This is a genomic window from Shewanella sp. NKUCC01_JLK (assembly GCF_019345615.1).
Taxonomy (GTDB): domain Bacteria; phylum Pseudomonadota; class Gammaproteobacteria; order Enterobacterales; family Shewanellaceae; genus Shewanella; species Shewanella oncorhynchi.
In genome coordinates this window covers 232,174-244,919 of sequence record NZ_JAHKRD010000007.1, presented here as the reverse complement: position 1 = coordinate 244,919, position 12,746 = coordinate 232,174, and the positions used below count along the sequence as shown (strand labels likewise).

11 protein-coding genes and 1 rRNA gene are annotated in these 12,746 nt (G+C 44.9%); 2 read left to right on the top strand and 10 right to left on the bottom strand.

Features of this window, described 5'->3' with window-relative positions:
• Both KO537_RS09895 and gmhB read right to left on the bottom strand, forming a co-directional pair.
• Window positions 1-64: ribosomal RNA gene (locus KO537_RS09895) — 16S ribosomal RNA — on the bottom strand; the annotation flags it as partial.
• A 643-nt stretch (window positions 65-707) separates the two neighbouring features.
• Complete coding sequence (gene gmhB, locus KO537_RS09890) at window positions 708-1,256, bottom strand: D-glycero-beta-D-manno-heptose 1,7-bisphosphate 7-phosphatase (RefSeq protein WP_168824129.1); 549 nt, start codon at window positions 1,254-1,256, stop codon at window positions 708-710.
• Window positions 1,257-1,723: 467 nt separating this feature from the next.
• On the opposite strand from gmhB, the gene KO537_RS09885 reads away from it, so the two are divergent.
• Together KO537_RS09885 and KO537_RS09880 are read left to right on the top strand one after the other, a co-directional pair.
• Window positions 1,724-2,395, top strand: coding sequence for a GntR family transcriptional regulator (locus KO537_RS09885; protein ID WP_219234404.1), 672 nt, complete (start codon window positions 1,724-1,726; stop codon window positions 2,393-2,395).
• Window positions 2,396-2,486: 91 nt separating this feature from the next.
• Window positions 2,487-3,554: a ketoacyl-ACP synthase III gene (locus tag KO537_RS09880; RefSeq protein ID WP_028760951.1), complete on the top strand. Its 1,068-nt coding sequence runs from the start codon at window positions 2,487-2,489 to the stop codon at window positions 3,552-3,554.
• Window positions 3,555-3,641: 87 nt separating this feature from the next.
• Here KO537_RS09880 and KO537_RS09875 read toward each other — a convergent pair whose 3' ends face one another.
• From KO537_RS09875 to KO537_RS09840, 8 genes are all read right to left on the bottom strand, one after another.
• Window positions 3,642-4,235, bottom strand: coding sequence for a lecithin retinol acyltransferase family protein (locus KO537_RS09875; RefSeq protein WP_219234403.1), 594 nt, complete (start codon window positions 4,233-4,235; stop codon window positions 3,642-3,644).
• A 203-nt stretch (window positions 4,236-4,438) separates the two neighbouring features.
• The gene (locus tag KO537_RS09870; protein WP_219234402.1) at window positions 4,439-5,125 is read right to left on the bottom strand and encodes an exonuclease domain-containing protein; all 687 of its coding nucleotides are present in this window, start codon (window positions 5,123-5,125) and stop codon (window positions 4,439-4,441) included.
• Window position 5,126: 1 nt separating this feature from the next.
• Window positions 5,127-6,974, bottom strand: a complete 1,848-nt coding sequence (locus KO537_RS09865; protein WP_219234401.1) for a DUF294 nucleotidyltransferase-like domain-containing protein — start codon at window positions 6,972-6,974, stop codon at window positions 5,127-5,129.
• Window positions 6,975-7,172: 198 nt separating this feature from the next.
• The gene (locus KO537_RS09860; RefSeq protein ID WP_219234400.1) at window positions 7,173-8,909 is read right to left on the bottom strand and encodes a sodium:solute symporter family protein; all 1,737 of its coding nucleotides are present in this window, start codon (window positions 8,907-8,909) and stop codon (window positions 7,173-7,175) included.
• A gap of 11 nt (window positions 8,910-8,920) precedes the next feature.
• Complete coding sequence (locus KO537_RS09855) at window positions 8,921-9,187, bottom strand: DUF4212 domain-containing protein (RefSeq protein ID WP_219234399.1); 267 nt, start codon at window positions 9,185-9,187, stop codon at window positions 8,921-8,923.
• Window positions 9,188-9,817: 630 nt separating this feature from the next.
• On the bottom strand, window positions 9,818-10,438 hold the full coding sequence (locus KO537_RS09850) for a thiol:disulfide interchange protein DsbA/DsbL (protein WP_173244167.1): 621 nt from the start codon (window positions 10,436-10,438) through the stop codon (window positions 9,818-9,820).
• 121 nt (window positions 10,439-10,559) lie between these two features.
• Window positions 10,560-11,423 (bottom strand): NAD(P)-binding domain-containing protein, encoded by an 864-nt coding sequence (locus tag KO537_RS09845; RefSeq protein WP_219234398.1) that lies wholly within the window; start codon window positions 11,421-11,423, stop codon window positions 10,560-10,562.
• A 56-nt stretch (window positions 11,424-11,479) separates the two neighbouring features.
• The gene (locus KO537_RS09840) at window positions 11,480-12,685 is read right to left on the bottom strand and encodes an HD-GYP domain-containing protein (protein ID WP_219234397.1); all 1,206 of its coding nucleotides are present in this window, start codon (window positions 12,683-12,685) and stop codon (window positions 11,480-11,482) included.
• Window positions 12,686-12,746 lie beyond the last annotated feature (61 nt).

Here is a 12,746-nt window from a genome sequence, read left to right as displayed (position 1 = left end):
CGACTTGCATGTGTTAGGCCTGCCGCCAGCGTTCAATCTGAGCCATGATCAAACTCTTCAATTAAAGTTTTGTTGCTTCCGTCTTGCGACTTCAGCGGCTCAATGAATTCTACTGTTTTGATTCGCTTTGCTCACTAAGAAGCATCACGTTTCAATTCATACATTACTGTATGTACATATTACTATGAACACTCAATCACGCTTCTCGTTGAGGAGAATGACTTGAAAACATTGATTTAAATTTTTGACTGCCAACCCGAAGGCTAAGCAGTTTCGATTAACTCAACACCTGTGAGTGTCCACACAGATTTGCTTGATAAATTGTTAAAGAGCATGGTTATCAGCTTATTCAGCGTTTAACCCTTGACCCCGTTGGGTCAGTGGATGCGCATTATAGGGATGTCAGATTTTACCGCAACCCCTTTGGCGCGAATAATTACGAAAAACGATTCAAGCGCACACTTTTTAAACTAAAAGTGTGTTTTAACGCCAATATTATCGAATTTGTGCTGGATTAAAGCAAAAGATGAGGTTAACCCAGCGCTAGAAATGACAAGAGCCAACCTATTGGTTAGCTCTTTATCTCATGCGAGATAGCTTTACTTCTGATTTCTATCCAACAAGAGCAACAACTGGCATCGCTTATATCGCAACCTTAGTTGACGAATCAGCCCATGATGAACTGATTATAAGTAGTAGAACTCCAACTAACCCACGCTTTTTAAGTAAGCCGGCACATCGGCAATACTGTCGAGTACCACAGTGGCATCACTGTCATCGGCAATAACCTTACCACTGCGCACTAATATACGAGTAGTCACGCCCGCCGCTTTCGCTGCCTGCATATCTTCGGCTTTGTCGCCAACCATGACTGAGTTCGCTAAGTCGATTTTTAAGAATTGCGCCGCATCATTAAGCATACCCGGCTTAGGTTTGCGGCAATCACAATCGACCTTATATTCCCCTATGCCTTTCTCGGCATGGTGTGGGCAATAGTAAATCCCATCGAGCTCGACCCCTTTGTCGGCAAAGTTCCAATCCATCCACTCCGTTAAGCTGTGGAATTGGTCTTCAGTGTACATGCCACGGGCAATACCAGATTGGTTAGTGACGACAACTAACTTGTAGCCCATTTCTTTTAAAGAGAGGCAAGATTCAAACACACCGTCAATATATTCGAAGTCATCCACTAGGTGGACATAACCATGGTCTTTGTTAATCACACCATCACGGTCTAAAAATACTGCTCGACTCACTGTAATACTCCCAAATCGCCTAAGGCGTTATCGCGCTATTATTCCATTCATTATCAGAAATTGCACCGCGAAGTTATGCTTTTAGCGCTAAATTGCACGTTAGTGATATTTCGTGGCTGTACAGGCAAATCTCTATGGACAGCTTGTGTCTATGCGAGATAGCAATTGTCCCACCAAATCAGAGTACAAAAAATCCAGCAGTGGAATGTTAATGGCACTGTTTTAATCAAAATACTCAATCGAAGAAGCTGAACAGCGTTTTTACAAATAATTGCCACCGTTGCCATCAAAGCCACTCGCAAGTAATGCGCTTCAAATCGTAAGAGAAAACCACAAAAAAAACCCGTCTTTTGGGCATTGTTAGTCTCTTAGGTACTGCACTCAATCAAGCATTTCCCTTTATTTGTGGTGTTTTTAACGGTAATCTTGGGCAAATAACGAGAAAATACCCGAAATAGACGGAAATAATGAGTCGAACTACGCCTATCGTCCACAAAACCCGCACCCAGTTAGTTGTGGAAGTGCTCAGAGAGAGAATTCTTTCAGGTGACATAGCCGCAGGAGAACCCCTCAGACAAAGTGCCTTGGCTGAAGCGTTAAATGTCAGCCGTATTCCGGTAAGAGAAGCGTTATTGCAACTCGAAGCTGAAGGACTCGTTAAGTTTGAGCCCCATAAAGGTGCGACTGCGACAGTTTTATCCGTCGAACAAGTCACCGAACTCTTTGAATTACGTGCAATGATCGAAACCGATCTGCTTGCAAAAGCGATCCCACGACTTCAAGAGGCTGATTTAGAAAAAGCAGAACGTGTACTCGAGCAATTGGAGTCGGCCTTCAAACATGAAGATGCCGTCGCCAGTTGGAGCGAGTTGAATACGCAATTTCACACTTGCTTATATCAGGCGGCTAATCGCCCACACACCCTTGAGGTTGTTCACAGCCTCAATACTAATTGTGATAGATACATTCGTTTGCAGTTATTGCTCGCGGGGGGAATTCCTGCCGCAGAGCATGAGCACAGGGCTTTGCTCAACCACTGCAAACTGAGAGAAACAGAAAAAGCGACGGCGCTACTGCGTCATCATATTCTGCATGCCGCAATGACAATTCGAGATCTCGTCGCCAAACAGGTGGTCTAGATCACGGACGGCCATTAGAGTTGCCGATAAGCTTTGTTGTCGATTCAAGGCAGCGCTCAGGTTCTGCCTTTTTTATTTGAGAGAAACCACCATGCAGTACGCCACTATCACTGGTTGGGGCAAATGTGTTCCACCAGCCACGCTGACCAACGATGATCTTGCGACCTTTATCGAGACATCCGACGAATGGATTAAATCTCGCACAGGGATCAGCCAGCGCCATATCAGTCATGTAAATACCTCTGAACTTGCTTCAGTTGCAGCACAACGTGCGCTCGCAGCAGCAGGTATTGATGGCAGTGAAATCGACATGATCATTCTTGCCAGTGCCAGCCCAGACACTTTGATCCCAAATATTGCATCCACTGTACAAGCTAATATTGGCGCCAGTTGTGCAGCATTCGATATCAATGCTGCCTGCAGTGGCTTCTTATATGGATTAGGTTTAGCCAGCTCACAAATCAAGAGTGGCCAGAGCAAGAAAGTATTAGTCATTGGTGCTGAACGTTTATCTTTCTATTTAGATTGGTCGCGCCGCGAAACTGCAGTGCTATTTGGTGATGGTGCGGGTGCCGTTGTGGTTGAAGCGACAGATGTTGCCGGTGGCGTGCTCGGTTATGAGCTGAATAACGATCCTGAAGGTCGTGATATTCTGAAAGCGGGCTTTGGCACGGCGATGGACAGATTCTCAGCCGACTCATTGGACTTTTTTATTGAATTCGATGGCCAAGAAATCTTCAAGCGTGCGATTAACGGAATGAATAAATTGAGCACGAAAGTGCTTGAAAAATGTGGTGTTGATAAGGATGAAGTGGACCTCGTAATCCCGCATCAAGCCAACGAACGTATTATTGATACCTTAGTTAGCCGAATGAAAATCCCGAAAGAAAAAGCCTTCGTGAACATCGCTAATTATGGCAATACCTCGGCGGCGACGATTCCAATTGCTATTTGTGATGCGTTAGAACAAGGCATTATCAAGCCGAATCAAACCATACTCTCTTGTGCCTTTGGCGCTGGCTTAACCTCTGCTGCACTCTTGCTGCAATGGGGAAATCGCGTCACACCTATCAATATCAGTGATGCCGAGTTACCGCCTTGTGACAAAACAGGCATAGAGTTAGTCAAACGCGCTGTAGATTATTTTTGTAAACCGTAAACGGTTTATGCAAAACGATTACATAGTGTTTCACTAAAACAAAAAGCCATCTTAATCGATGGCTTTTTTAGTATATGACTACAGAGCTTATTCATTCAGCTTGCTAATGATCATCTCATCCCAATAGATAACTTGATTAAAATGTTCGGCGAGTTTTTGATTTAACTCGTTAAAGCCTTTAACCACGCCTTCGCTGCCACTAATACAAGACCAGACAAATCGATGGCAATTATTGTCGAATAAATCATATTCCCGATACTGATAAATCGCCTGTTCAGCACGGGGCAACACAGACTCGGCAATAAGAGGCTGATGTTGGTGATTACAGGCAAGATAGATTTGGCTGCCGGTCCGTCCCGATAAAAAACGCTTTACCGATACAGCCCGCACCAGCCCTGAGCCATGTAACTCTACGAGGCAATCATCACCAAGCCAAATGCCAGTATGCTCAATCACACCAAAAACATAACAACAGACGATACTGCCTGGGATTGGCGCAACTTGTTTTAATTCCTCTTGCCATTGACTCGGCGGTGCCACCATAGCGCGATTGGCAACGGGGTACTTAGGGGCCTTACCGAGTAATCTGTCACGCTCAAGTTGCTGACGCTTCTCGCGCTCATCGGCCAGCAAAACCGCACCGATTACGGCACCACCCACCCAAAGTAAAGGTAACGGCATCATATTCTCCTACACACTCAAGTTAGTAGAGTGAAGTACAAGTTGGTTGGATTGCCAAATCAACGGCAGGTTGAATTTGAACAGAGGATTAAATGTCAACTGAGTTTAGCTTGTCAGTGATTAACCTAAGATGAAATCAAGGTGAAATCAATCCATCTCAAATGGATTCACTCACCACAAAGAGTGATTTCTGTTAACACTGACTAAGTCGATTTTTGCAATAAATCAGCCACGGTAAGCTTTGCCGCACCGCCCATAGCGGCCATTTGCGCAAGTAATAATTCCCCACAAGCTAAGGCATCGGTCAGCGCGCTATGGGCCGTATAAATGGGTAAACCGTAACGCTCGCGACAAGCGCCAAGGCGCAAACTCCCCTCTTTAATCACTGAGTGCTCCCGTAGTAAACGGTGCTTTTCAACCATTAAAGTATCAATTGCAGGTAAAACAAGGGCTTGATGATAAATCGTCAATAAATCCTGCTGTAAAAAACGACAATCTAAAGGGGCATGATGTGCCACCAGCACGCGTCCATAGGTTTGATTGATAAACCAGCCCATGGCTTCCTCAATGGTGACAGCTTGCACCAAATGATTATCAAGAATGCCGTGGATCGTCGCGCTTTGGCCTACACTACCGCGAATTTGCACTAACTTTTGCTCGGCGCGTACCAACGGGATCTTACCGCGCTCAATCGGCACCAATCCAATACTGAGAATTTGGTCTTGCTGTGGATTGAGCCCTGTCATCTCCAAATCCATCGCCGTTAAAGGCGCTTCGGATAACGGCATTGCCAGCAGAGGCAACAGCGACTGATAATAGCCTTTAAATAAATGATGTTGGCAACGCAGCGTCCGCCAATTGAGCTGAGTTTTCAGCAACAATGTATTCATATCAAAAGCTTCGCATAAATTTCATTTTCATCCCCGCCTGCGCCTCATGTACGACTTTAAAAGCGTCACGTAACTGATGACGAACCAGCGAAGACAAATGCCCAGGCAGCAAATAATTACTCACCTCTACCCCTTGATTATGTTGATAACCTTGGTTCGATAACCGCATATGGGCGATAAACTCGTGGGCATCAGCCAAATTGAGCGCATCTTGTCGATTGAGGATATTCGCATCCATCAAGGCACGAATACGTTTTGCAGTATTCACTTCTTTAATGCCCGCAGACAAGGCATAGACACGGGCAATATCGTTAATCAAAGCATTACCTTTATGCTTCAAATCTATGCCTTTAACTTCGCTACCATCCCGCTCGAGTACAAATTTGCGAAAAAATCCTAACGGCGGCGACTCCACCAGCGAATTGCCAGTCATACCCGCGAGAAAAATATCGTTATCGCGGGTTTGAGCTAAGACTTTATCCTGTAAGGCATCAAACAAGATTTGTGGACCGTAAACCGATCGCATATCGAAGAAGATGCTGGCGTGCATTAACGCCTTAGGCTCAGGCGTTATGACCCATTTTTCAAATACCTGTTGCCACTGTTTGAGTGACATCCGCCATTGGGGATTTTGCGCCATAATATTGCCGGGACAAAATTCATAACCGCATTGGTCAAGCCCTGCGCACACGGCATGGGTTAAGGCATCAAAATAACCTTTAGCAAAATCATCCATCTCTTCTGCGACTAACAAGCCATTATCTTGATCTGAACACGCAGCCTGATCTTGTCGTCCCTGGGAGCCAAATGCCAACCAGCAAAAGGCCATTGGCGGTTCACCAAGCAATTGTTGATTGAGCAAGATTAATCGCCGCGTCAGCGCATCGGTGACAGAGGTTAACACTCGGCCAATTTCTTCAGCTCTGGCATCGGCACTAATAAGATTTTGCAGCAATAGGGGAATTTGCTTACTGACACCAATTAAACTGGCAAGATCCTGCTGCCGTTCAATCTCACCAATCAACAGTAGCGGTTGTGAGCCCTGCCCGCGCAAGATGTCAGTACTGGTCACCATACCGATAGCTTTATCTTGATCGATAATAGGTAAGTGATGAATGTTATGCTCACTCATCAGCAGCATGGCTTCAAAAATCAATGCATTGGAGGAAATAGAGATAGGTGAAACCGTCATGGCTTGATGCACAGCAACGCTGCCATCAAGCCCTGCTGCTAACACGCGATTACGCAAATCCTTATCGGTTAAGATGCCAACCAATTTATGATTATCCGTCACCAATAAGGACGATACTCGGCGATTTCGCATCAAGAGTGCCGCCTGAGTCACACTAGCTTGGGCATCAATAACGATGGGAGTGGAAGACATCAAGGTACTTATCCGACTTGTGGTCGTCAGATCCTTTGCCTTAAAGCGGGCCTCATGGCGTAAACGCTTTGCGAAGGCGCGGGTAAAAAACTTATCGAAGTGACGACTCTCACTCCTAAGGCTATCAAACAAGGCTTGGGGCAGATGATAAACTAGACCGTCTTCAAGAATAGCGACTTTATTAACGACTTTTTCCCCTGATAACAAAGTAGAAAAGCCAAAAAACTCACCCTCACCCACTCTATCCACCAACACACCGTCAGGATCGCGCACCTCAAAGGCGCCGCTACGCACCATATACAACTTAGGCGAATTCGCGTCGAAATTAACATAACCAGAGGCCTTGCTGTAATACCCAACAGTAACAGCCTTAGCGCAGCGCACGACTACATCCTCAGGCAGAGCATCAAAGGGCACAAGTCCCTGTAGAAATTGCACTACGGGTTGTAACTCACTGGCATTCATAGGCAACACCTTTTTAGGCGAATTTTTACTGAGATGTCATCACTATAGCCTGCATTGTCGCTACGCTACATTCGACTAAAGTCAGCCGCAAGCATAATAAAGTGACTCCCCACAGAGTCATAAAGGCAGGCCAAAAGAGCCATAAAAAAGAGCGCCGAAGCGCTCTCTTGTGTTGGTACTCACCATTACGCAGTAAGGTTAGTGGCCGCTTGCTTCACCCGAACCTTTAGGGAAACGAATCGATTCAACCATCTCCTGAACATGCAGTGGTGTTGCCGCAGTGACTCGACTGACTATCGCTGCCACACCGAAGTTCACTAACATGCCTACCATACCAATACCTTCTGGTGAAATACCCAGGAACCAGTTAGCAGCTATGTTAGCCGTTGGATCAACAAACTTGAAGTAGATGATATAACCTGCAGTAAACAGTAGACCCGTTAACATACCGGCAATCGCACCTTCTTTATTCATTGTCTTAGAGAAAATACCCATAACAATGGCAGGGAACAGTGAGGAAGCCGCTAATCCGAAGGCGAATGCCACCACTGCCGCCACGAAACCAGGAGGGTTCACCCCAAAGTAACCCGCAATCACAATGCCGATACCTGCCGCCAAGCGAGCGTATAGCAGCTCTTTTTTATCGGAAAGGTTAGGCATTAAATTCTTTTTCAATAGGTCGTGTGAAACCGACGTTGAAATCACCAATAGCAAGCCTGCAGATGTTGATAACGCTGCTGCTAAACCACCCGCCGCCACGAGGGCGATAACCCAAGCTGGTAAATTAGCGATTTCTGGCGTAGCAAGTACGATAATATCGTTATCAATCTTCATTTCATTTTTGCTAGCGGGATCTTCAATCTTACCTGACGAATAGTAAATTTTACCGTCGCCATTTTTGTCATCCCACTTAATCAAACCGGTTTTTTCCCAGTTCTTAATCCAATCTGGTGCAGACTCATAAGCCACACCTTTAGAATCGGGACCGTTAATAGTTTCAATCATGTTCACGCGGGAGAACGCTGCTAACGCAGGCACTGTGGTGTACATAATCGCAATAAAAACAAGCGACCATCCGGCAGTGATACGTGCATCTTTCACCTTAGGTACAGTGAAGAAACGCACGATAACATGGGGTAAACCCGCAGTCCCCACCATCAAGGCACCCGTAATACAGAACACATCTATCATGCTCTTAGAACCGTCGGTGTAAGGTGCAAAGCCGAGCTCAACCGAAACGTTATTGAGTTTTTCTAACAAATACACACCGCTATTATTGCCAGCGGCATCCAGTAACTCAGCACCAAAACCAATTTGCGGAATTAAGTGGCCTGTCATCATCACTGAAAGGAAAATAGCCGGAACCATAAAGGCGAAAATCAGTACGCAGTATTGGGCAACCTGAGTGTAGGTAATCCCTTTCATACCACCGAGTACCGCGTAGAAGAACACGACCGCCATACCAATATATACGCCAGTATCCACATCCACTTCAAGGAAACGCGAGAACACAACACCCACGCCACGCATTTGCCCTGCAATATACGTAAAGCAAATAAAGATAGCGCAGATAACCGCGACTGTGCGTGCCGCCTGTGAGTAATAACGCTCACCGACGAAATCTGGCACAGTAAACTTACCAAATTTACGTAAATACGGTGCCATACAAAGGGCAAGCAATACGTAACCACCCGTCCAGCCCATCAAGTACACGCTACCATCGTAACCGACGAAAGACACAATACCCGCTAACGAAATAAATGACGCCGCTGACATCCAATCTGCCGCCGTTGCCATACCGTTCACCACAGGGTGAACACCGCCGCCAGCAACATAGAACTCTTTGGTTGAACCCGCACGGGTCCAGATTGCAATCCCAATGTAGAGCGCAAATGAGAGCCCTACGATAATATATGTGAGTGTTTGAACATCCATCTCAAAGCTCCTTAGTCTTCTTGTACGTTATATTTTTTATCTAAGGCGTTGGCTTTTGCCGCGTAGACAAAGATAAGCACAACGAATACATACATAGATCCCTGTTGTGCAAACCAGAAACCTAATTTGAATCCCATAAAATGGACTTCATTGAGTACATCAACCAATAAAATGCCGCATCCAAAAGAAACTGCCGCCCAAATGGCTAATAAGCTCAGTACGAGACGAATATTCTCGCGCCAATAACCCTTTGCCTTGTCGTTGTTTTCAAAACCCATAGTGACTCCCCTGTGCTGTTTTAATTTTAAGTCATGTTTAATCTAGCAACAGCTGGTGTGAGCACAATCACGACTTTCGTCTAACCCGTGATTCAAAACACTGTCTGCAAATAGCGAATAGAAACAAATTCAAAGAGTTAACAATGATATTACATTTCGATACGGTTTTAACTTTTTTAACAGGTTAGACCAATGTCGAACATGAATGAGTGGGATGCGAATGGAGAAAGAGGATTTTCATCCAATAAATAGAAATAACTTATTGTCTGAACTAGGGAAATTAGAAATTTAAATGACCTTTAATACAGATCTAGACTGGCTAAAAATCAGATAACTTGAGGTTTTTAGCCTAGATTATCGAGAGTTTTAATCATGAGTTTCTCAATTAATTAGAGACGTTTCATTTCATCAAACCTAGGTCAGGTCAATTGCTTACCGTTTCATTTCATCATGTTATTTCGTCAAAATGTTAGGGTTTGACTCACAGTCACCTTGCAGGTTTACAACAAAAAATAACCCAGCCTATGCTGGGTTACTCAATCTACCTTGAGGAAACGTGACTAAGCGTTACTCGCAACAAGCAACTTTCATCGCATGATACATCGCGTGCCGTCCGTCTATAAAATGCCGTTACTTCGCAGCTAAAAACTTCACTAACGCCGCCAATTCTTCTGCGGTATGTGCGGTTGAGGTCAGCATATAACGGCCATTAACCAGTAATGACGGTACCCCCTTGATCCCAGCAAGCTCAGCTTGAGAGTCATAATTCATTAGAGTGAATTTAGCATCAACGGAATTCATCGCGGCATCGACATCATCCACCCTAGCGCCTTGGGCAATGAAAAAGGCTTTTACTTGCTCAAGGGTGGTAAATTGCTCACCTTTCTCATGAATTTGCTTAAAAATGGCACCATGGGTTTGCTTAGTCATCTTTAATTTTTGCGCCATATAATAGGCAAACTGGCTCAATTCCCAAGCGGGACGACCTGCACCAACGGGGGTACGCTCAAAGGCCACATCTTTGCCAAGCAGCTTTACTGTCGACTCAATGAGCGGTTCTTGCTTATAACAATGTGTACAGTTATAAGAAAAAAACTCCCGCAGCACTGGCTTTTGCGTTTCGGTAATGCCCGCCACAGTGACATAATCCTTGCCTTCTTCGAAACTTGCAGCCTGCAGGGCAAAGCTGGCACTCAGCATTAATCCGCACGCAAATACTGCTATAGGTCGAACTCGATTAAACACGCTCATTATATTGTCTCTTTTTATTCGTCGTTTGTTTAAATAAGGATTACACATTTGCTCAAGCAAACTTGGGACCCAAAGATAACCTAAAAGTTCGACTTTTACCTTTTACAGTAATGAACCTTTTTCAACATGCCGCTAGCATATCCAGCGGCGAAACATACTGATATCGAAAGCCTAAATCTGTGACAATCGCGTCAGCTTGGATGACTTTACTCGGCATAGATTGTTGATTAAATTCTGGCGCGACTAAACCTAGAGATTCAGCAGCAGCTTGATAAAACTCAGCTTTAGTCGGATGTGAAGGTGCGCAAAGATTATAAATCGGCGCCACTGATAATCCAGAATGAGTTGCCGCGAGAATGGCGCTAACGGCGCGCACACAGTCGCTAAGATGGACTAAATTTACCGCGACATTCGCTCCACTCACATCGGTTTTTCCAGCAAGAAAACGCCCAGGATGACGTTTAGGACCGACGAGTCCAGCAAAACGAACGATACAGGTATGGGGCAATGCTTGAAATAAAGCTTCAGCATCTAACAGCACTTGGCTATCGCTTGATTCTGCCATCGCATCGGCTTCTGTCATCAATTTATCTTGGGTCGGATATACGCCCGTAGTGCTGATAAACACAATCCGCTGATATTGCCAGCCTTGAGTTAATGCGATGAGTTGTTGTAATTCTTCAAGATAAGCAGCATTACCACGCTTTAGCCGTGGAGGAATATTGACCACCAGATAATCAGTCTGAAATAAACCGCTTAACGCCTGAGCATCGGGGGCAGATGATGCTTCGTGGCCCAATTGCAGCGGATAGGCTTCAATCCCGACTTCAGTTAATACCGATAATTCTTCGGCACTGCGCTTACAGCCAGTGACTCGATAGCCCTCATGGACAAGTTGCTTTGCCAAAGCAAAACCAAACCATCCACAACCGACCAAAGCAACACTGGATTTTACTGCGCTGTTTTCTGCTTTTATATTCGCCATATTAGCCCTAAGGGAATCACATCAGCAGATAGAATACGGAACTTAGCGCATAAGATTCAAGTTTGTAGCGAACTAAAATAAAAACTAATCCCTTTATCGACTTGTAAGGTACGAATAGCACCCTCGGACAACTCTTCCGCCTTGATGGCTTTTTGTACTGTCACGCCTTCATTACTTAAAAAACGCAGCGATGGCTCACTGCCATCCTCTTTGCAGGCCCAGACTTGGGGTTGACTCACATCTTTAGTCGTCATCATGACTTTTGCGATACAGCCATCGGAGAGTTTCACTATGGTTCCTGGTGGATAAATACCGAGAATTTTAACCAAAATAGCGATTAAAGATTCGGCATGTTTAGTGGCCCGATTCTTAAACAAATAACCTAAAGCGACTTGAGGGGAGGATATTTGTTGACCACTGAGCTGTTGATCGTAGTCATTTGCCAAACTCACGATCTGCGTAATGATAGGAATTTTATGGTCAGTTAACCCATCAGGGAAACCTGAACCGTCAATAAACTCATGGTGGTGTAACACAATGTGGAGTACTTCTTTAGGGAATAATCCGGAACGATTGAGCATGTCATAAGCGAAATTAGGGTGCATTTGCAGATAATTTGACTCATGAGGTGTTAAGGCTCCGCGCTTACGGCGAATAACATCAGGTACCTTAAGTTTTCCAATATCATGTAACAAACTACCAAGAGCAATATCACGCAGTTCCCTTGGACTTAAATCCAGTGCATGGCCCATCATCATTGCTAATACTGCCACAGAGACTCCGTGCTGGGTCACACTGACATCGTTATCATCCATTCCAACCAAAGTGAGGAAAGGTTTTTCAACTTCCTGTAGATGGCTGAGCAAGTCTTCTACCAGTGACGCCGACAATCGATAGGCACCTTCGGGATCACTGGCTATCTTGCCAAATACATTTCGGCAGTTATTTACGTTCTCAAGGAAACGTTTTTGGCTTAAACGTATCGCCTTACGGGTATCGGCCTTAAGATCTCGCTCAGGTGGAATTTCAATTTCATCTTCAACATCCTCATCTTCCCTAACTGTCTCCGATCCGGGATTCAATTCAGATAACAAAAAAACATAGGGAACGCCTAAGCCACGAATCATTTCGATTTGAGCTGCACTGCTAATATCAACACGGTTAAATAAAAAAGGGTGGTTCGTCCATGACAAAGGCAACTTGACTCTCATGCCAAGTTGAATTTCTGACAGTAACAACTTTTTTTGAGGTACTTTTGCCACGCAATATGACTCCTTTCAAATGTAATGTGGATATAAACAGATGGCCTCATCTGCGTATCCA